This is a genomic window from Vibrio alfacsensis (genome assembly GCF_019670485.1).
In the GTDB taxonomy this organism is placed as follows: Bacteria; Pseudomonadota; Gammaproteobacteria; order Enterobacterales; family Vibrionaceae; genus Vibrio; species Vibrio alfacsensis.
This window is the reverse complement of sequence record NZ_AP024165.1, coordinates 672,837-692,687: the sequence shown is the minus strand read 5'-3', so window position 1 is coordinate 692,687 and position 19,851 is coordinate 672,837. Positions and strand designations below refer to the sequence as shown.

The 19,851-nt window shown below is 45.0% G+C and carries 18 protein-coding genes and 1 pseudogene; 3 read left to right on the top strand and 16 right to left on the bottom strand.

Going from position 1 to position 19,851, the window contains the following annotated elements:
- Position 1 precedes the first annotated feature (1 nt).
- Complete coding sequence (gene dxs / locus VA249_RS03175) at positions 2 to 1,867, top strand: 1-deoxy-D-xylulose-5-phosphate synthase (RefSeq protein WP_221068884.1); 1,866 nt, start codon at positions 2 to 4, stop codon at positions 1,865 to 1,867.
- A gap of 116 nt (positions 1,868 to 1,983) precedes the next feature.
- On the opposite strand, the gene pgpA is transcribed toward dxs, so the two are convergent.
- The 14 genes and pseudogenes from pgpA to VA249_RS03105 all read right to left on the bottom strand — a co-directional run bounded on the left by pgpA (position 1,984) and on the right by VA249_RS03105 (position 14,768).
- A complete protein-coding gene (gene pgpA / locus VA249_RS03170) occupies positions 1,984 to 2,493 on the bottom strand; it encodes a phosphatidylglycerophosphatase A (protein ID WP_128811470.1) in 510 nt (169 codons plus the stop codon).
- 77 nt (positions 2,494 to 2,570) lie between these two features.
- Positions 2,571 to 3,536 carry a thiamine-phosphate kinase gene (gene thiL, locus VA249_RS03165; protein ID WP_221068882.1) on the bottom strand — a complete coding sequence of 322 codons (966 nt, stop codon included), beginning with the start codon at positions 3,534 to 3,536 and terminating at the stop codon, positions 2,571 to 2,573.
- Between the two features lie 62 nt (positions 3,537 to 3,598).
- Positions 3,599 to 4,066, bottom strand: coding sequence for a transcription antitermination factor NusB (nusB, locus tag VA249_RS03160; protein ID WP_128811472.1), 468 nt, complete (start codon positions 4,064 to 4,066; stop codon positions 3,599 to 3,601).
- Entirely contained in the window at positions 4,066 to 4,536 is a 471-nt protein-coding gene (ribH, locus tag VA249_RS03155; protein WP_099080888.1) for a 6,7-dimethyl-8-ribityllumazine synthase, read from the bottom strand. Before ribH ends, nusB begins: the two co-directional genes overlap by 1 nt.
- Before the next feature lie 169 nt (positions 4,537 to 4,705).
- Positions 4,706 to 5,814 (bottom strand): annotated as a pseudogene (ribBA, locus tag VA249_RS03150) (bifunctional 3,4-dihydroxy-2-butanone-4-phosphate synthase/GTP cyclohydrolase II).
- Between the two features lie 158 nt (positions 5,815 to 5,972).
- Entirely contained in the window at positions 5,973 to 6,626 is a 654-nt protein-coding gene (locus tag VA249_RS03145; protein WP_221068881.1) for a riboflavin synthase, read from the bottom strand.
- Between the two features lie 11 nt (positions 6,627 to 6,637).
- Positions 6,638 to 7,762 (bottom strand): bifunctional diaminohydroxyphosphoribosylaminopyrimidine deaminase/5-amino-6-(5-phosphoribosylamino)uracil reductase RibD, encoded by a 1,125-nt coding sequence (ribD, locus tag VA249_RS03140; protein WP_221069793.1) that lies wholly within the window; start codon positions 7,760 to 7,762, stop codon positions 6,638 to 6,640.
- A gap of 7 nt (positions 7,763 to 7,769) precedes the next feature.
- On the bottom strand, positions 7,770 to 8,219 hold the full coding sequence (nrdR, locus tag VA249_RS03135; RefSeq protein ID WP_128811476.1) for a transcriptional regulator NrdR: 450 nt from the start codon (positions 8,217 to 8,219) through the stop codon (positions 7,770 to 7,772).
- A gap of 126 nt (positions 8,220 to 8,345) precedes the next feature.
- Entirely contained in the window at positions 8,346 to 9,596 is a 1,251-nt protein-coding gene (locus VA249_RS03130) for a glutamate-5-semialdehyde dehydrogenase (protein WP_221068880.1), read from the bottom strand.
- 17 nt (positions 9,597 to 9,613) lie between these two features.
- Positions 9,614 to 10,753 (bottom strand): glutamate 5-kinase, encoded by a 1,140-nt coding sequence (proB, locus tag VA249_RS03125; protein WP_128811478.1) that lies wholly within the window; start codon positions 10,751 to 10,753, stop codon positions 9,614 to 9,616.
- Positions 10,754 to 10,875: 122 nt separating this feature from the next.
- Positions 10,876 to 11,265: a sigma factor-binding protein Crl gene (gene crl, locus VA249_RS03120; RefSeq protein WP_128811479.1), complete on the bottom strand. Its 390-nt coding sequence runs from the start codon at positions 11,263 to 11,265 to the stop codon at positions 10,876 to 10,878.
- A 114-nt stretch (positions 11,266 to 11,379) separates the two neighbouring features.
- Entirely contained in the window at positions 11,380 to 12,627 is a 1,248-nt protein-coding gene (gene frsA / locus VA249_RS03115) for an esterase FrsA (RefSeq protein ID WP_221068879.1), read from the bottom strand.
- A 90-nt stretch (positions 12,628 to 12,717) separates the two neighbouring features.
- Complete coding sequence (gpt, locus tag VA249_RS03110) at positions 12,718 to 13,182, bottom strand: xanthine phosphoribosyltransferase (RefSeq protein ID WP_005447605.1); 465 nt, start codon at positions 13,180 to 13,182, stop codon at positions 12,718 to 12,720.
- Between the two features lie 296 nt (positions 13,183 to 13,478).
- A complete protein-coding gene (locus VA249_RS03105; RefSeq protein WP_128811482.1) occupies positions 13,479 to 14,768 on the bottom strand; it encodes an NCS2 family permease in 1,290 nt (429 codons plus the stop codon).
- A gap of 1,071 nt (positions 14,769 to 15,839) precedes the next feature.
- Between VA249_RS03105 and VA249_RS03100 the strand changes: the two genes are divergently transcribed.
- Complete coding sequence (locus VA249_RS03100) at positions 15,840 to 17,312, top strand: aminoacyl-histidine dipeptidase (RefSeq protein ID WP_221068878.1); 1,473 nt, start codon at positions 15,840 to 15,842, stop codon at positions 17,310 to 17,312.
- A gap of 84 nt (positions 17,313 to 17,396) precedes the next feature.
- Here VA249_RS03100 and VA249_RS03095 read toward each other — a convergent pair whose 3' ends face one another.
- On the bottom strand, positions 17,397 to 17,936 hold the full coding sequence (locus VA249_RS03095) for a DUF3332 domain-containing protein (protein WP_128811485.1): 540 nt from the start codon (positions 17,934 to 17,936) through the stop codon (positions 17,397 to 17,399).
- 334 nt (positions 17,937 to 18,270) lie between these two features.
- On the opposite strand from VA249_RS03095, the gene VA249_RS03090 reads away from it, so the two are divergent.
- Positions 18,271 to 19,344 carry a succinylglutamate desuccinylase/aspartoacylase family protein gene (locus VA249_RS03090; RefSeq protein ID WP_128811486.1) on the top strand — a complete coding sequence of 358 codons (1,074 nt, stop codon included), beginning with the start codon at positions 18,271 to 18,273 and terminating at the stop codon, positions 19,342 to 19,344.
- A 65-nt stretch (positions 19,345 to 19,409) separates the two neighbouring features.
- On the opposite strand, the gene VA249_RS03085 is transcribed toward VA249_RS03090, so the two are convergent.
- Positions 19,410 to 19,715: a DUF3622 domain-containing protein gene (locus tag VA249_RS03085; RefSeq protein ID WP_211919889.1), complete on the bottom strand. Its 306-nt coding sequence runs from the start codon at positions 19,713 to 19,715 to the stop codon at positions 19,410 to 19,412.
- Positions 19,716 to 19,851 lie beyond the last annotated feature (136 nt).

Sequence of the window (19,851 nt, the reverse complement as noted above, 5' to 3'; positions counted from 1 at the left end):
TATGACTCTTGATATTTCAAAATACCCGACACTGGCGTTAGCAAATACACCGGAAGAGTTGCGTCTTCTTCCAAAAGAAACATTGCCAACATTGTGCAATGAACTACGAACGTATCTGCTAAACTCAGTGAGCCAATCCAGTGGCCACCTTGCTTCTGGTTTAGGAACGGTAGAGCTAACCGTTGCTCTACACTATGTGTACAACACGCCTATCGACCAATTAATTTGGGATGTTGGTCATCAAGCATACCCACATAAGATCCTGACAGGTCGTCGTGATCAGATGCCAACTATCCGCCAGAAAGATGGACTTCATCCTTTCCCTTGGCGTGAAGAGAGCGAATACGACACCCTTTCTGTCGGTCACTCATCGACTTCTATCAGTGCTGGTCTTGGTATGGCCATCAGCGCTCAAAAAGAAGGAAAGGGCCGCAAGGTCGTGAGTGTGATTGGTGATGGTGCCATTACCGCAGGCATGGCATTTGAAGCCATGAACCATGCAGGTGATGTACATTCAGATATGTTGGTCATCCTGAACGACAACGAAATGTCGATTTCAGAAAACGTTGGCGCACTGAACAACCATCTGGCAAAAGTGCTATCTGGCAGCTTGTACACTTCTATCCGTGAGGGCGGTAAAAAAGTACTGTCTGGTGTACCACCAATCAAAGAGTTGGTTCGTCGTACTGAAGAGCACCTAAAAGGCATGGTCGTTCCTGGTACACTGTTTGAAGAGTTAGGCTTCAATTACATCGGCCCTATCGACGGTCACGATGTCAATGAGCTTGTGAAAACACTGAAAAACATGCGTGAGCTGAAAGGTCCGCAATTCCTGCACATCATGACCAAGAAAGGCAAAGGTTATGAACCTGCAGAGAAAGATCCCATCGGCTACCACGGCGTACCAAAGTTCGATCCATCGCATAATAGCTTGCCGAAAAGCAGTGGTGGTAAGCCAAGTTTCTCGAAGATCTTCGGTGACTTCCTGTGTGACATGGCAGCGCAAGATCCTAAGCTAATGGCGATTACACCAGCAATGCGCGAAGGCTCTGGCATGGTACGTTTCTCGAAAGAGTTCCCAAGCCAATACTTCGATGTAGCAATCGCTGAGCAGCATGCTGTGACGCTTGCTACAGGTATGGCGATTGCGGGCGATCACCCTATCGTAGCCATCTACTCGACTTTCCTACAGCGTGGTTACGATCAGTTAATCCACGATGTTGCGATCATGGATTTACCTGTCATGTTCGCTATCGACCGTGCAGGTCTGGTTGGCGCAGATGGTCAAACTCACCAAGGTGCGTTCGATCTGAGCTTTATGCGCTGTATTCCGAACATGGTGATCATGGCACCAAGTGACGAAAACGAATGCCGTCAAATGTTTTACACCGGCCACAAGCACACAGGTCCAAGTGCCGTACGTTACCCTCGTGGTAGTGGTATGGGCACGGAAATCGAAAAAGACTTCACTGCACTTGAAATCGGTAAAGGTCGTATCGTTCGTAAAGGTGAAAAAGTCGCGATTCTGAGTTTTGGTACTTTCTTAGGTAACGCGCTAGAAGCGGCTGAAAACCTAAACGCAACCGTTGCCGATATGCGCTTTGTTAAACCATTGGATGAAGAACTCATTCGTCAACTCGCAGCCGAGCATGATGTGCTTGTCACGCTAGAAGAGAATGCGATTGCCGGTGGTGCGGGCGCAGGCGTTATTGAGTTTATGATGCAAAATAAGATCATCAAGCCTGTACTAAACCTTGGCTTGCCAGATCGCTTCATTCCTCAAGGAACACAAGACGAGTTACACGAAGAGCTTGGCTTAGACGCAAAAGGCATCGAGAAATCGATCAACGCTTACGTCGCTAAGTAAGCGACTCGCTACGTAAACCAAGTAAGCTAGCGCAAAGCAAACGTCAAAAAAGACACTTAAAACAAAAAGGGATGCCTTGCGGCATCCCTTTTGTTTGTCTATTCATTGTTAGACCGTTAAAACTGCATCCAACCCGCGTATTTAGCCACTAAAAACAGCGCAATACCTGCCATGATACCGGCCACGATATCATCAATCATGATCCCCAAACCGCCATGGACACGTTTGTCTAACCAACCGATTGGCCATGGTTTTACCATATCGAAGAATCGAAATAGGATAAAGCCTGTCAGTAGCCACTTCCACTCAGTAAGGGGAATGTTCAGTGCTGGTACTAGGCTCATGGTGATCCAAAAGCCAGCAAATTCATCCCACACGATGGAGCCATGGTCGTGAACGCCCATATCATCGGACGTCACCTGACAAATCTTAACGCCAATAATACAGGAGATAAGCACAACAACCACGTAGATAGGGAAAGGGAGCTGTGCAAGAAGCAAGAACAGCGGCACTGCAGCAAGTGTCCCCATCGTACCGGGAACCACAGGTGATAGCCCACTACCAAACCCTGTGGCTAAAAGATGCCATGGATTCTTTAATGAAATCAGAGATAAAGGGTTGGTCATATCCTTAAACCTATACAACAAATTTGGTTTCAATCTTAGGCTAGCGATTCACGAAAATCACTTAAGATGCATTAAAATCAATTAAAGTGGTCAAAGCCACTGAGCTCCCAATCTAATTTTTGGCCATTATCATGCAGTTCAAACGTCCCTTGAGGTCGGATTTGACCAATACAGGTAAATTTACAGCCAGCATGGGAGAGCGCACTTTGTAAAGAACCTCGATTGTGCTCTGGTACGGTAAAACATAATTCGTATTCTTCGCCACTAGACAAAGCATACTGCTGCGCGCTGACCTTATCATCTAAAAATTGCACTAATTCAGAAGATATTGGTAATTGAGAGACATCTAAGCTGATCCCGACCTCTGAGCGCTTAAGGATATGCTTAACATCAGAAGTGAGGCCATCCGATATATCGATCGCAGAAGAAGCCAGTCCAATGAGCGCCTGACCAACTAATACTCGTGGCGTACTTAGATAGTGAGCTTTCTCAAGCGACTCTGCTGCAACTCTCGTACGAAGCGCATCATCAAGGATGACATCCAGCCCTGCTTTTGCGTCGCCCAAGTTGCCCGTGACATAGACCCAATCTCCAACCTTTGCTCCACAGCGTGTTAATGCTTTGCCCTCAGGAACAAAGCCTTGAACGGTCAACGTGAGACTTAATGGGCCTTTGGTGGTGTCTCCACCAATAAGTTGAATACCAAAGTAATTCGCCAGTTCGAAAAACGCATCACAAAAAGGGGCTAACCACGCTTCGTCAGGCTCAGGCATGGTTAATGCAAAACTGACCCATGCAGGCGTTGCACCCATCGCCGCTAAATCGCTGATATTAGAAGCCAAAGCTTTATGCGCGACCCAAGCAGGGTTTGCATCGGTGAGAAAGTGAGTACCAGCCACTAGAGTATCAGTACTGATGGCAATTTGAACGTTCGCAGGTGCTTTCACTAATGCACAGTCATCACCAGCCGCAAGGTAAACATCTTTACGTTGGTTTTGACGACCAACAAAGTATTTATCGATAAGGTTGAATTCACCAGACATAGATCTTTTATCTTCGATACAAAAAAGGTCAGCAGATGCTGACCTTTTTATTCAAGAAATCATTATTTCTTACGTACGTGTGGCGCTGCTTTATCTAGCACACCATTCACAAACTTGTGGCTGTCTTCTGCTGCGAATACTTTTGCAAGTTCAATCGCTTCGTTGATCACCACTTTGTAAGGAACATCTTCGCGACGAGTCATCTCGTACATAGCTAGGCGAAGAAGAGCAAGTTCCATCATGTCCAAGTCTTGCATTGGGCGAGACACGTATGGACGGATTTTGCTATCTAGCTCTAGGTGGCTAAGTACAACACCGCTTAGTAGTTCACGGAAGTAAGCTACGTCAGTTTCAGGAGCAGCGAGTGCTGGCTCTGATGCATGAAGTTCTTCTTCATCGTATTTGTCGCCAGACAAAAACTGTTCTTCAATCTTGGCAACATTCTCTTTAGTAATTTGCCATGAATAGATCGCCTGTAGAGCGAATTGACGTGCGTTACGACGTGCGGCTGGTTTCACACTGGCCCCCATTAGGAATCAATTTCAGATAGTACATTAATCATTTCAAGTGCGCTTAGTGCAGCCTCTGCACCTTTATTACCAGCCTTGGTTCCTGCGCGTTCAATCGCTTGATCAATAGTGTCAACAGTCAATACACCAAATGCTACTGGAAGACTATACTCCATAGACACTTGTGCTAGACCCTTGTTACATTCACTACAAACATAGTCAAAGTGAGGTGTACCGCCACGGATTACTGTACCTAGAGATACGATTGCATCGTACTTACCAGTTTTAGCAACGCGCTGAGCTACCAATGGCAGTTCTACGGCACCAGGGCAACGAACAACAGTGATGTTGTCTTCGCTTACTTGTCCGTGACGCTTTAGTGTATCGATCGCACCAGAAAGTAGGCTTTCGTTAATAAAACTGTTAAAACGAGAAATAACGATAGCAATTTTTGCATTTGGCGCTGGGAAGCCACCCTCGATCACTTTCATAAGCTTTCCTTTAACTGTATTTATAAGTGAAAATTGTTCATCAAGTGAGAATCGCCGGATTCTAGCACAAATTTGTGAGCAATATCTAATGGAAATTAGAGGCGAGTCACGAACGCCTAGCCACAAACAAAATCAGTGTGCTTATGGCTAGGTTTAAATCGTTCTAGTATTACTCGCAAACGTATTCAACCACGTTTAAGCCAAAACCGCCTAATGCGTGATATTTTTTATTCGTTGATGACAGCAAACGCATATCATGAACCCCCAAATCTGCAAGGATTTGAGACCCCACACCTACACGGCGCGATGTGCCTTGTTTCTTTGCAAGAGTCGGTGCTTCACCCTTATCTTGCGCTTCGAACATTTTTACGCGGTGAATCAGCAAATCTGTTGAGTCTTCATGGCCAAGAACCACAAGAACCCCCCCTCTTCACCAATACGCTTCATCGCTTTATCTAGCGTCCAACTGCGCTCAGCATTACGATCACTACGAAGAACATCAGTAAAGACATCTTGAAGATGCACTCGAACTAATGGGGCATCCTCGGTTAAATCGCCATTTTGCATGGCATAGTGAACTTGATTGTCGATGGTATCTTTATAGGTCACTAACTTGAACTCACCATATTCCGTCGGCAGCTTACATTCAGCCACACGCTCAATCGTGGTTTCGGTGTTATTACGATATTCGATAAGATCCGCGATTGTACCTAACTTCAAACCGTGTTTTTCGGCAAAGACTTCAAGATCAGGACGGCGCGCCATCGTGCCATCGTCATTTAAGATTTCAACAATGACCGATGCAGGTTCCAGCCCCGCTAAACGAGCCAAATCACAGCCCGCTTCAGTATGACCTGCGCGAGTCAACACACCACCGTCTTGTGCTGCAAGTGGGAAAATGTGCCCCGGCTGAACCAAATCCGATGCTTTTGCATTTGATGCAACCGCAGCTTGCACTGTGCGAGCACGATCAGCCGCTGATATACCCGTTGTCACCCCCTCAGCCGCTTCAATAGAAACCGTGAAGTTAGTGGTGTACTGTGCGTTATTGTCTTGTACCATCGGTGGTAAGCCTAGGCTTTCACAGCGCGTTTTTGTCATGGTCAGACAGATCAATCCACGACCATATGTCGCCATAAAGTTAATGGCTTCAGGTGTGATATGTTCGGCAGCCATGATCAGGTCGCCCTCGTTCTCACGATCTTCGTCATCCATCAAGATGACCATTTTACCCGCGCGAATATCATCAATAATTTCTTGTGGCGTGCTGATTGGCATAACCTACTCCCCGTTATTCTTAATTTATTGTTGGCAGCAATGCGATTCGAACTTGGTTTTCCTTGCCAAGTCTTGAAACACCATTTCATTCGAGTTTGAACGGACCAACATGTAAGTCAATTGACCTTATGATGTTCTGTGACTGTGGTCTGCTTAGCTTATGCAAAACCGTTTTGCTGCAAAAACTCCATTGTGATACGCGATTCTTGCTTTTGTTCTTGCTGACCTTGCAGTAAGCGCTCCATATAACGAGCAAGCACATCCACCTCTAGATTCACTTTGCGGCCTACATGAAATTGATCAATCGTCGTTTCTTCACTAGTGTGCGGCACGATCGTCAATTTAAAGCCATTCTTACGTAGATCGTTGACGGTTAGACTAATGCCATCCACCGTGATTGAGCCTTTCTCCGCCACGTACTTACTTAGCGTTTCAGGCATTTCTACCCAAAGTTCAATCGCGCGACCAACTTGATTGCGCTCCACAATCACACCAACACCGTCCACATGGCCAGACACAATGTGCCCACCAAAACGAGTGGTTGGCAGCATCGCTTTCTCAAGGTTCACTTTGTCGCCAACTTGGTAGGCAGCAAACCCCGTTTTATTTAGCGTTTCCAATGACAGATCGGCGCTATAGTAATGGCTACCAAAATCCACTACCGTCAAACACACTCCGTTTGTAGCAATACTGTCACCCAACTTAACGTCAGACATATCTAATTTGCCGACTTCCACCGTAACGGTGATATCTTCGCCTTTTGGCGTAATCGCAGCTAGCTTACCAACTGCTTCTACAATTCCTGTAAACATAATGCTTCTTTCTAACTCGGGTTAGTTGTGACGGTGGCGGTGATACGAATATCCACTCCGACCATTCGAACGTCTGTAATGTTTAAATCGATGACATCAGCCATGTTGCTCAAACCAAGCGCCCCTATCAAACCTCGGCCATCACTGCCCATCAACTTAGGTGCGAGGTAAACGATCAATTCATCGACTAGATTGGCTTTGATAAGCGAACTCGCGAGTGTTGCCCCGGCTTCTACCCATAAGTGATTGATGTGATGCTCAGCGGCAATCACTTTTAATGTCGCTGCCAAATCAATTTGACCAACTTTATCCAGCTTAGGAGCAATATCACCATTTTGATTGACAATAATACGCTCACCATCGGTATTGAATAACTTTAGATCATCACGGAGTTGAGATTGGCGATCTAAAATCACCCTGGAAGGCTGACGCACATGTTGTTGAGGGTATTGCACTTGCACGCTTAAGGGGAGGTCATCCCAGCGTACATTCAGTGAGGCATTGTCATCCATTACCGTTTTACTGGTCGAGAGTACACCACCACTCATGGCGCGATAACGCTGGACATCTTGGCGAGCTTTCGGGGAGGTGATCCATTGGCTCTGACCATTACTCAAGGCGGTTTGCCCATCGAGGCTCGCTGCCATTTTCAATTGAACGAATGGCATGCCCGTCTGCATAAACTTGATGAAAGATCGGTTCAGTACTTTGGCTTCACTTTCTAACAAGCCGACCTGAACTTCTACCCCTGCATCACGCAGCATTTGAAAACCGCGCCCTGCGACTTTCGGGTTTGGGTCTTCCATCGCACAGACAACGCGAGCGACTTTGGCTTTGATTAGCCCTTCAGCACAAGGCGGAGTGCGACCATAGTGAGAACAAGGTTCAAGTGTCACATAAGCGGTCGCGCCTTCGGCCTTTTCACCGGCCATACGCAAAGCAAACACTTCTGCATGAGGTTCACCAGCGCGATAATGATAACCCTCACCGACAATTTCGCCATTGCGAACAATGATGCAGCCGACATTCGGGTTTGGAGCGGTGGTATAAATGCCGCGCTGGGCCAACTTAAGCGCGCGCGACATCATATCGAAATCTTGAGAGGTAAATTCTGAAGTCTTTGTGAATTGAACCATCATTCAATTAATCTTCAAGGCGAGCGATTTCTTCACCGAATTCGCGGATATCTTCAAAACTACGGTAAACCGATGCAAAGCGGATATAGGCAACTTTGTCCAACTCTTTAAGTTGATCCATCACCAAGTTACCGATCATCTCACTTGGTACTTCACGCTCACCTGTAGCACGCAACTGAGATTTAATCATGCTGATTGCCAGCTCAATAGAATCCGCACTCACTGGGCGTTTTTCTAGTGCTCGTTGAATACCGCCGACCATTTTATCTTCATCAAAGGGTTCACGATTACCATTAGACTTAATTACTCTCGGCATCACCAATTCTGCCGTTTCAAACGTCGTAAAGCGTTCGCTACAAGCCAGACATTGGCGACGACGACGAACCTGATGGCCGTCTGCAACTAAGCGGGAATCTATTACTTTTGTATCGTTCTCAGAACAAAAAGGACAATGCATGTCACCTCCAAATATCGTGGCTTTAGGGTCGTCCCAAAAGCAAGACTAGTGTAGCGGAATGCCATCTTAGAGAAAACAAAAAGGGGCATCTCTGCCCCTTTTTCAATCAATATCAGACAGTTTCTGTTAACTGCGTGCTAGGTAGTTTGCCTTACCAACCCATTTGTAGCTGGTTAACTCTTCTAAGCCCATTGGGCCGCGTGCATGCAGTTTCTGCGTTGATACTGCAACTTCAGCACCTAAGCCGAATTGAGCACCATCAGTAAAGCGTGTTGCCGCATTCACGTAAACCGCAGCAGAGCCCACTGAATTGATGAATAACTCTGAGTTCACCAAACTATTTGTCATGATCGCATCAGAATGGCTCGCATTGTGCACTCGCATATGGTCAATGGCTTCTTTTACGTCAGCAACCACTTTAACGCCCAAGGTGTAGCTTAACCATTCCGTATCAAAATCGCCCTCTACCGCATCACGAATTTGTTTTGATTGTGCCATCAGCGCTTTCGCTTTTGGCTCAGCAACAAAGGTCACCGTATCGTTCATGCGTTCAACGATCATTGGTAGGAACTGTGCAGCGACTTGTTCGTGTACAAGCAAAGTGTCTAGAGAGTTACACGCAGATGGGCGCTGAACCTTTGAGTTCTCAACCACGTTAAGAGACTTCTCTAGATCAGCTGATTCGTCCACGAAAATATGGCTAATACCAAAGCCGCCAATGATGACTGGAATGGTGCTGTTCTCTTTACACATTTTGTGTAGTCCAGCACCGCCACGCGGGATGATCATATCGACGTAGTCGTCTAGCTTAAGCAGTTGAGAAACCAACTCGCGGTCTGGTTTTTCAATGTACTGAACTGATGCCGCTGGCAAGTTCGCTTTTGCTAACGCAGATTGGATCACTTTCACCAATTCCATGTTAGAGAAGAACGTCTCTTTACCACCACGTAGAATACTTGCGTTACCCGTTTTCAAACACAATGCAGCGATATCAATCGTCACGTTCGGGCGCGCTTCGTAAATCACACCGACGACACCAAGTGGTACACGGCGACGAGACAGAGACATGCCGTTTTCTAGCACTTTGCTGTCAATTTCGCTGCCCACAGGATCGTTTAGGCTAATCACATTGCGAACATCATTCGCGATACCAGTGAGACGCTCTTCATTCAATAGAAGACGATCCAGTAGTGCATCGGTTAGACCTGCTTCACGGCCTAGTTCGATGTCTTTTGCATTGGCCGCTAAAATAGCAGCAGCATTCGCTTCTAGCTCATCAGCAATGATCGCTAGCGCTTGGTTTTTCTGTGCGGTTGACGCTGTCGCCAATTCGAAAGCTGCATCTTTTGCAGCTTTGCCCATATTCGTTAAATCCACTTTGTTACCCTCAATTCCTATTCTTGAATGACAACAAGATCATCACGATGAATGACTTCTGAGCCGTAATCGTGGCCCAAGATAGAGATGATATCTTTACTGTGTTTGCCTGCAATTTTTGCTAGGTCTTCATTTGAGTAAGCGCTAATGCCACGAGCAACCAATTTTCCGTGAGCGTTAGTCACACGTACCACTTCACCTCGGGCAAAATCACCACTAACCGCCACAACGCCTTTCGCAAGCAAACTACTGCCTTTGCCAACGACCGCGTTAACCGCACCGTCATCAATGATGATATCCCCCGTTGCTGCTGGACCGGCAAGGATCCAACGCTTACGGTTTTCTAGTGCTTCAGAGCAAGGTAGGAAACGCGTGCCTTGCGGCTCTGAACTTAATGAATCAAAGATAACATTCGGTGCGCTACCTGCTGCGATGATCACTTCAATGCCCGCGCGACGTGCAATATCAGCCGCTTGGAGTTTAGTCGCCATACCGCCAGTGCCTAGCGTTGTACCGCTACCACCTGCAATTTTGCGCAACGTATCGTCGATGGTTTTTACTTCTTTGATAAGCTCAGCATTTGGGTCTTTACGTGGGTCTGCGGTGAACAAACCTTTTTGGTCCGTTAGAAGCAACAATTTGTCTGCACCACATAGAATACCCACTAACGCAGATAAATTGTCGTTGTCACCCACTTTGATTTCATTAGTTGCTACGGCATCGTTTTCATTCACGATAGGAATGATATCGTTCGCGACCAACGCATTGATGGTGTCACGAGCATTAAGGAAACGCTCACGATCATCCAAATCGGCGCGTGTCAGCAGCATTTGGCCAATTTTGATGCCATAAATACCAAACAGAGACTCCCATGTCTGAATCAAACGGCTCTGACCGACAGCGGCAAGTAACTGCTTACTTGACATCGCATTGGGCAGTGCGGGGTATCCAAGATGCTCACGGCCTGCTGCAATTGCACCAGACGAAACCATTACTACTGAATGGCCTTGTTTTTTAAGCTCCGCACATTGACGAGCCAGCTCTACCATGTGAGCACGGTTTAACGCCAAAGTGCCGCCGGTCAGCACACTTGTACCTAGTTTCACAACGACGGTTTGAGGTTGTGAAACAACTGCATTCTGTTGATTCGTTGTCATGATGTCTTCTGATATGAAAAACAAATAAAGAGTGGATGTTTTAGCAATCAAATGGGGATTTAACAAGCAGAAAAGGTGCGAAAACGCACCTTTTTGTATTACGGGAGGAGAAAAGCGTCAAATTAGGCGAAATCAAACGATTCCGTGTGATATTCCACGTCCAGTTTAAAGTGCTCTTCCAATGTATCCACCAACTTTTGGTGGAACGTATTCTGAGTGAGGTACACTTCTTCCACCACCTTTTTCGGCAATGCCTCGGATACCCACTCTCCCTCTTTATTGTATTTACCTATGTGGTATTTCGCCGTAAAGCCGCCATCGGTGGACTCCAAATCCATCCACCAGCCCCAAAACTCACGTTTTTCAGGCGACTTTTTGTCGTCTACGCAAACAGACAAACAATCGAAATAATAGCGCCCCTCTTGTGATTGAGGCTCCCGAAGGTATGGCCCCACCGCCTTTAACTTAGACATTAAGCGAAAGTGAGTTGGGCCCTGACTTGTCTCTGACATAAGAATCTCCGTTTCTATTGTAAGGATAGCTTCTACCCAAGAATGATTATTTCTAGTTATCATGAGCTTAATTTTTGCTCACTATTACCACTCTTCACTAATTTAAACGGTTTGTCATCTCAATAATTCGTCTTCTAACCACTTTATAGCTAAATCGAGGGATTGCTCATACCCTTTTGTAATTGTCTTTGAGCTGATTTTCTTTGCTTGTCCATACTGACTAAACAGAGCGACGAGCTGATTATCACTGTGAGGCGAAACTGGATCACCCTCAAGGCTCAAAGCAAGGACGGGTACTTTCGTTTTACGACTACTTAAAAAACCCTGTACTTTCAATGACCAAGCCATCATTTGCCCTGCCATACTATTTATGTCGACCGCATTTTTACCGATACGAGACGCCAATAAATCGAGATACATCTTTGGCATCATTTGCAGTTTTTTAGGCGACGTAAAAATATCGTGCACGGGTGCGCCCAATGCCACACAGGCTTTAATTTTCTCTTGCTCAACAAAAGAAAGGCGAATCATGGCGTTGCCACCAAAACGAAAACCGATCAACCCCACTTTGTGATGATCGACCCAAGGCAGCGAGTACAGTTCATTCAACACGGCTTGGTGTAAACAACTGGAGTTTTCAGTCAGTGGCCAGTGAGAACTATGACCAATTGAGGGCATGTCCACCGTTAACATCGCAATATCTTTTGGTGCGAGATGGTTGCGGAATAAACGCCACATGTCCGTTTGCAAGCTATCCAAACCAGCACTAACCATCACAACCGGTAGTTGTTTATCTGTGCGTGGCAGGTGCAAATTTGCAATGATCTTCCGCCCTTGATATGGCACCTCAATCCGTTTGATGGTGTATTTTGTTTTCTCTGCCCCCTCTGAATAAGCCTTATTCGCCAACACTTGTGCCTGCAAAGCTAAGTTATCGTTTTTCAGATGCGGGTAACCCGCAATACTAAAACACAATGAAGCAGAGAACAGTTCATCAGCGGCATCTTCACCACCTAACTCTTCCGCTCGACGCTGATGCTCCATTCCTAGTTTTATCCACTCAAATGTCCAGTTGCCACTGTGATATCCCATCACCGTGTCTAGCCATTGGTCATGGGTACGTGAATGCGTTGAGGAGGCAATCTTCGACAGTACGCTCTCCATTTCAATAGGAGACAAGCCCTGCCATGCCCACTGTAAGCGTCTTAAGTGTCGATACCAAGCGTGCTCTTTATGCTCTTCTCGTTCATCAAGAAGTTTTTGACTACTAGGCATGTACTGAGTAAGTGCGGACGTTTCTTTAGCCTGCTTGTGATTGACAAACAGCGCTTCGGAAAGATTTTTACTGACGTCTTCGGACATAGGAAGATCTCTAAATATGAGCAATAACTGTAATCATAATAAAAAAAATGCCCCTATAAAGGGGCATTTCTCAAGAATCTTAGTTTCGGATTACTTTTGCTTGCGGTTTACTGGCTCAGCATATTGGATAGACATATCCCATGGTTGCTCAATCCAAGTATCTTGAGCGATGTCTACAACGTAGTCATCCAGCAACTCTTTACCCGATGGTTTTGCACATACCGCGATAAGTTTCGCTTTCGGGTACATTTCACGCAATTTACGTGCAGTGTCACCACTGTCTACTAGGTCTTCAATGATTAGGTAACCTTCGCCGTCACCCTCAGGTGCTTTCAGTACGGTCATATCACGTTGATGATCGTGATCGTAGCTTGAGATACAAATCGTATCAACATAACGAATACCTAGCTCACGAGCCAAAATAGCACCAGGAACCAAACCACCACGGCTCACCGCCCAAATACCTTTCCATTGCTCAGCTGGCATTTGTTTTTCAGCCAGTTCACGGCAGTAAGACTGCATCGCATCCCAAGTGATAATGAATTTTTTACTCATTGTAATAACCTAATAATTTCAAAATATGCATACCCGTAATTTAGCTTGGCATGCTGAATAAACACATCAAGCTAAACTTTCCACACCAAAGGAAATCGGGGTTTCAAGCTGCGCAAACGATTATTCTACCGAAACACTCCATTAATACCAACGCTGATATCAAAATTCTCTGCATATTGCAGAGAAAAATCGAGTTTGATGAACAATACAAAAAGAAAGCGAATGAATTTTAAAGAAAACACGAAAATGCAAAAAGCCAGTATGAGCTCATCATACTGGCTTCATCACAAACCGGATTAACCTACGATGTACTTCACGATGAAGATAGCAGACATGATCCAAACACTCATCGACACCTCACGACCTTTACCACTAAACAACTTAATAGCAGCGTAAGCGATAAAGCCTAAGGTAATGCCCTCTGCGATAGAGAAAGTCAGTGGCATAACCAAACAGGTCACAACAACTGGAGCCGCTTCTGTTAAGTCACGCCAATCAATGCCAACAAGGCCAGAAAGCATCAAAATAGCGACATAGAATAGCGCACCCGATGTTGCGTAAGCTGGAATCATACCTGCAAGTGGAGAGAACAGCAGTGCAAGAATAAATAGTACGCCAACAACAACTGCTGTTAGACCGGTACGACCACCCGCTGCTACACCAGACACACTTTCAATGTAAGACGTCGTATTTGATGTACCTAATAGAGCACCAACTGATGTTGCCGTTGAGTCAGCAAGTAGCGCTTTGCTTAGGCGAGGAATGTTACCTTTCTCATCGGTTAGACCTGCTTTTTGAGAAACACCAACCAAAGTGCCAGCAGTATCAAAAAGGTCAACGAATAGGAATGCGAACACAACCGAGATCATGCCAACTTCAAATAGACCAGAAAAATCTAATTGCATAAACGTTGGAGCTAAGCTTGGTGGCGTCGACATGATGCCGCCCCATTGCACATCACCAAAGATTAAACCTAATACTGTCACCCCAAGGATTGCGATCATCACCGCGCCTTTTACACCTCGGTGAACAAGTGCAATCGTCAAGAAGAAACCAATAGCAGCAAACACGGCTTGATGTGATGTGATGTTACCCATAGAAACTAATGTCGCTGGGTTATCGACCACTATGCCGGCATTTTTAAGTGCGATAAAAGCAAGGAAAAGACCGATACCTGCTGAAATACCAGTGCGAAGTGACAGCGGGATAGAATTAATGATCAACTCTCGGATCTTAAATACGCTTAGAGCAACGAACAGCAAGCCCGAAACAAATACTGCAGCAAGTGCCACTTGCCACGTGTAACCCATGCCCAACACAACAGAGTAAGTGAAGAAAGCATTGAGTCCCATACCAGGTGCTTGGGCAATTGGATAATTAGCCACTAAACCCATGATAAAACAGCCAATTGCCGCTGCAAGACACGTCGCAACGAACACAGCGCCACGATCCATACCTGCATCCGCTAGGATAGCTGGGTTTACAAAGATGATGTAAGCCATGGTAAGGAAGGTGGTAACACCAGCGATGATCTCAGTGCGCACATTGGTGCCATTTTCACTAAGTTTAAAAAGCCTTTCGAGCATGAGTTAATCCTGTAAAAGGTAAAAAGTAAACGGTTGCGTAATCGATTGGCTGGAATTATAAAGTTATCAAATAACAAATTCCAGATAGAATTTTCACTCTAATACGATTTTTTTATTTAGATATGAAACTCATCTGCTAGTGATTGGCACCCATGATGGTTATAAAGCTTGATAAACAACGAGTAACAGAATCGTATTCGGCTCATTAGGATGAGTACAAACTGAACAATGTAATAAACTTTCAAGCAGAATACGGCGAGTTTATGTCTTAAATACTCAAGAATTTGCGTCACACCGAAGAGTGTCAGTGTCATGGTCGCAGAAGATAGGCTTAGTGGTGAGAAAATAATCGACAAGAAAAACCGACAGATAAAAAAACGCCACTCAAATTGAGTGGCGGCGAATCATGTCAGCACTATTACTGAAAAAAAATTCCAATTTATAGGGGTGAACAAACTGTTCAAGTCACATGCGTTGGTTGCAATTAGTAACCAAAGCTTGTTGGGTATACAAAGTTACCGGTGTAAACAGATTTGTTTGTCCAGAACATTGCACTTGGTAAACCTTTCATAAATATCACCTTCTAAATCAATTAACACTTTCGTTGATTTTCTCGGTTCCATGGAGGCGATAAACGGACTCATCCTTTGAGCATTTCATTCTTCTTTTTGGAAGCTGGTTATAAATATACCACTTAGAAATTTAATTACAACTATTTTAGTGAGAAAGATCACATAAAAGCAAAAACATGACCAGGATCAAATCACAACTGTAACTAAATTACAGTTCTGTTAATTCAGTTGAGACCTCGTTTTAGTTAATGCATAACTTTAACCATGTTAAGTGACAAAAAATGCAGATATCACAAGTCATTTACGCGAAGCCACGATCAGTCGTTTGGCTTTACCAACGAACCATATAGCGATTTCATGTACTCCACGACTACTCGCTTTACCTTTCTAGTGGTATGCTTGCAGGCAATTCTAAAGCCACAACCGTTCAGCATTTACTGCTAAACGCACATTAAATCTACGGTTTATATGTGGCTAAGTACCTTAAAAGGAGTCTTCCGTGTCTGAATTCCATTCTGAGATCAGTACCTTATCACCTACTCCACTTTGGCAGTTTTTTGATAAGATTTGTTCCATTCCTCATCCGTCAAAACATGAAGAAGCACTAGCTCAATACATCGTTGACTGGGCAACAGCGCAAGGTTTTGATGTCCGCCGCGATCCAACTGGCAACGTATTTATTAAAAAACCAGCCACGCCAGGTATGGAAAACAGAAAAGGTGTGGTTCTTCAAGCGCACATTGATATGGTGCCACAAAAGAACGAAGACACTGCTCACGACTTCACTCAAGATCCAATCCAACCTTACATTGATGGTGAATGGGTAACAGCAAAAGGCACGACGCTAGGCGCTGACAACGGTATCGGTATGGCATCATGTCTTGCCGTTCTTGCATCAACAGACATCAAACACGGCCCTATCGAAGTGCTGTTAACCATCGATGAAGAAGCTGGTATGACCGGTGCGTTTGGCCTAGAAGCTGGTTGGTTAGAGGGTGATATTCTACTAAACACCGACTCTGAACAAGAAGGCGAGGTGTATATGGGTTGTGCTGGCGGTATCGATGGCGCAATGACATTCGATATCACTCGTGATGCAATTCCAGCAGGCTTTGTTACTCGCCAACTGACACTAAAAGGTTTGAAAGGCGGTCACTCAGGTTGTGATATTCACACCGGTCGTGGCAACGCAAACAAACTGATCGGCCGCTTCCTAGCTGGCCATGCTCAAGAACTTGATCTTCGCTTGATTGAATTCCGTGGCGGTAGTCTACGTAATGCTATTCCACGTGAAGCATTCATCACTGTTGCGCTTCCAGCAGAAAACCAAGAAAAACTGGCTGAGCTCTTTAACTACTACTCTGAGCTGCTAAAAGCAGAACTTGGGAAAGTTGAAACGGATATCGTCACATTCAATGAAAACATCGTTACTGATGCACAAGTGTTTGCGATTGCCGATCAACAACGTTTCATCGCAGCATTAAACGCATGTCCAAACGGCGTAATGCGTATGAGTGACGAAATTGAAGGTGTGGTTGAAACTTCTCTAAACGTTGGTGTTATCACGACAGAAGAGAACAAAGTAACAGTATTGTGCCTGATCCGTTCACTTATCGATTCTGGTCGTAGCCAAGTTGAGGGGATGCTTCAATCAGTGGCTGAGCTAGCTGGCGCTCAAATCGCGTTCTCTGGCGCTTACCCAGGTTGGAAACCTGATGCAGATTCAGAAATCATGGCGATTTTCCGTGACATGTACGAAGGTATCTACGGTCACAAACCAAACATCATGGTTATCCACGCTGGCCTTGAGTGTGGTCTATTCAAAGAACCTTATCCGAACATGGACATGGTTTCTTTCGGTCCAACCATCAAGTTCCCTCACTCTCCGGATGAGAAAGTGAAAATTGATACCGTTCAACTGTTCTGGGATCAAATGGTTGCACTACTCGCAGCCATTCCTGAAAAAGCGTAATCCTGACCAGATACGACAAATACGAAAAAGGGTGCCGAGGCACCCTTTTTTATTGCGAGTTTGCTGTTAAAAGCACTTCACAAATTATGCACGAGTTTGCGCGTATGCCGCTAGCTCATCCATAGAAGTCTTAGCAACGACTTCACCATCGATGTAGTAAGTTACGAACTCACCATCACGAACACCCATTAGCGTCGCTTTCTCACCGTTGTTGTAAGTGATGTCCATCTGAACTGTATTTTCATCAAGCTGCTGCATTTGGCCTTGCTCGATAACACGGTTATTGGTTAGTGGACCGATAGGTGCTGTCGTTAGAGACTTATCTAACTGGTGGTTTACATCGATGTATGTATCCATCTTTGTATCAAAAATGTGTGGCTTACCGTTTAGTGGGTTCTTACCTGTCCAAAACTCTAGCGAGTTAAACACAATGTAGTCAGCCGCAACCGAAACACCGTAAATTGGAGCCATTAGCATGTTTAGGCCACCACGAGCGTAACGGTTGTCTACAGCTTTTAGGTTAAAGCCCATAACGTAACCCGTTACTGCGTTGCTGCCTACACAACCTGAAAGTGACACTGCTACTGCAGTCATCGCACCAATTTTAGCGATCGCCTTTTTCATCAAAGCCTCTGTTTCTATATAAAATACTAGGTCAAAAATTCGGCGCGGATATTAGCCGATATAACTCGGGGAGAAAAGACACATTTTTAGTAAAAAACGAGCCGTATTATTTTTGACACCAAAGCATTCATAAAATGCATTTTCCACGGTTGAGTTATAATTATTTATATATTGAAAATTAGATAGTTACGCATAATAACTAATAGATAGACTACATCTGATGAATATTTAATCTTATCGAACAAATATATTTGTCGTAACCTTAAGTAGAATGATTAGTGTGATTTTGAACCAGTTGTTACATTGTTGATAACGTATTTGACAGAGATGGTTTATGGCCAGAAGTAAAAAAAGCAAAGTATTTGAGCTACTCGGGCATCAAGTACAACCAGGACAACGACTAGAGACAGAATTTGAAGCAGCACAGCTTTACACTCACTCTCCGCTGTCTATTCCTGTGGAAATCATTCACGGCAAACAAGCCGGTCCCGTTTTAATGGTGAACGCGGCAATCCATGGTGATGAGCTTAATGGCGTAGAAATTGTTCGTCAGATGATCAACCAACTCGACCCACAGAAACTAAAAGGAACAGTGATCGCTGTGCCTATCGTCAACGTGTTTGGCTTTATCCATAAGTCTCGATACTTGCCAGACCGTCGCGATTTAAACCGTTGTTTCCCAGGTAGTGAGAAAGGTGCACTTGCATCTCGTATGGCCCATGGTTTCTTTAACAACATTGCCAAGCGTTGTGATTACATTCTCGACTTGCACACTGGCGCAATTCACCGTACCAACTTACCGCAGATCCGTGCAAACCTAAGCAACCCAGAAACATTGCGCATTGCTAAAGCATTTGCAACGCCGGTGATCGTGGATTCAGCACTGCGTGATGGCTCCTTACGTAGTGAAGCAGAAAAATGTGATATTCCAGTACTGACGTACGAAGCGGGTGAAGCGTTGCGTTTCGATCCACTGTCGATCACAGCTGGCGTACTAGGTGTTCAGCGCGTAATGCAGGCGATTGGTATGCTACGTGCGAGCCGTAAAAAGCTTCCAGAGCCGATCATCGCGAAATCAACCAGTTGGGTTCGTGCTTCAGGTAATGGTATTCTACGTACCGTGGTGAACTTGGGTGATAAGGTTGAAGAGGGTGAAACACTGGCTTACATCAGCTCACCGCTAGGCCATGATGAACTTGAGCTACTAGCACCTAAAGGTGGTATCGTGATTGGTCAGCAGACGCTGCCTTTGGTTAACGAAGGGGATGCGATTTTCCATATCGCTTACTTTAAGCAAGACGATGAAATCGTTGAGCAAGCCGTAGAAAGCTACATTGAAGAGTTAACAGAATTTGATGTAGACCAAGTTACGACAGGTCAAATCCCGTTAGACACAAATAATGTGTAAATAACAACAATTGTGTAAATGATGGATAAAACAAAGCCCTGAATATTCAGGGCTTTTTGTTGCAATTACTCTTCGTCGTCAGAGTCTGCTGCGCGCGCTTTGCGAGCTTCTTCTTTGCGAACTTTTGCCGCTAGTTGCTCTGCTTCACGCTCTTGACGTTGTACCGCTTTGCGCTCGTTACGAACAACTTGGTTTTGGATAAAACCTGCTAGTTCTTGCTCAGCCCAAGCTTGTGCTTTCTCTTCGCTGTCAAAACCAGTTTCACGTTTTGATACAACCACTTTGCGAGAAGTAACTTGGCGAGTGATTTCCGCGCTCCAACCGTTACGTTTTTCAGTTACGCGAATAGCAAATTTTGGATTTTTAGACATTTTTTCAATTCCTAAGGGATTAATCAGGGATTCGGTCAACTTGATAACTCCATCTAAGCTGAGCTGTTTAACACCATCCCTTGGTAAGCGCGGTATTAGAGCATAATTGATTCTGCTTTGCGCGATTTTTTTAAGT

Bases quoted from the DNA above. Each gene is read 5' to 3' on its own strand.
- crl (WP_128811479.1), bottom strand. From the start codon at position 11,265: ATGTCAGAGACAAGTCAGGGCCCAACTCACTTTCGCTTAATGTCTAAG.
- frsA (WP_221068879.1), bottom strand. From the start codon at position 12,627: ATGTCCGAAGACGTCAGTAAAAATCTTTCCGAAGCGCTGTTTGTCAAT.
- gpt (WP_005447605.1), bottom strand. From the start codon at position 13,182: ATGAGTAAAAAATTCATTATCACTTGGGATGCGATGCAGTCTTACTGC.
- VA249_RS03145 (WP_221068881.1), bottom strand. From the start codon at position 6,626: ATGTTTACAGGAATTGTAGAAGCAGTTGGTAAGCTAGCTGCGATTACG.
- VA249_RS03105 (WP_128811482.1), bottom strand. From the start codon at position 14,768: ATGCTCGAAAGGCTTTTTAAACTTAGTGAAAATGGCACCAATGTGCGC.
- pgpA (WP_128811470.1), bottom strand. From the start codon at position 2,493: ATGACCAACCCTTTATCTCTGATTTCATTAAAGAATCCATGGCATCTT.
- nrdR (WP_128811476.1), bottom strand. From the start codon at position 8,219: ATGCATTGTCCTTTTTGTTCTGAGAACGATACAAAAGTAATAGATTCC.
- ribH (WP_099080888.1), bottom strand. From the start codon at position 4,536: ATGAAAGTGATCGAGGGTGGCTTCCCAGCGCCAAATGCAAAAATTGCT.
- VA249_RS03085 (WP_211919889.1), bottom strand. From the start codon at position 19,715: ATGTCTAAAAATCCAAAATTTGCTATTCGCGTAACTGAAAAACGTAAC.
- dxs (WP_221068884.1), top strand. From the start codon at position 2: ATGACTCTTGATATTTCAAAATACCCGACACTGGCGTTAGCAAATACA.
- thiL (WP_221068882.1), bottom strand. From the start codon at position 3,536: ATGTCTGGTGAATTCAACCTTATCGATAAATACTTTGTTGGTCGTCAA.
- ribD (WP_221069793.1), bottom strand. From the start codon at position 7,762: ATGGTTCAATTCACAAAGACTTCAGAATTTACCTCTCAAGATTTCGAT.
- nusB (WP_128811472.1), bottom strand. From the start codon at position 4,066: ATGGGGGCCAGTGTGAAACCAGCCGCACGTCGTAACGCACGTCAATTC.
- proB (WP_128811478.1), bottom strand. From the start codon at position 10,753: ATGACAACGAATCAACAGAATGCAGTTGTTTCACAACCTCAAACCGTC.
- VA249_RS03095 (WP_128811485.1), bottom strand. From the start codon at position 17,936: ATGAAAAAGGCGATCGCTAAAATTGGTGCGATGACTGCAGTAGCAGTG.
- VA249_RS03090 (WP_128811486.1), top strand. From the start codon at position 18,271: ATGGCCAGAAGTAAAAAAAGCAAAGTATTTGAGCTACTCGGGCATCAA.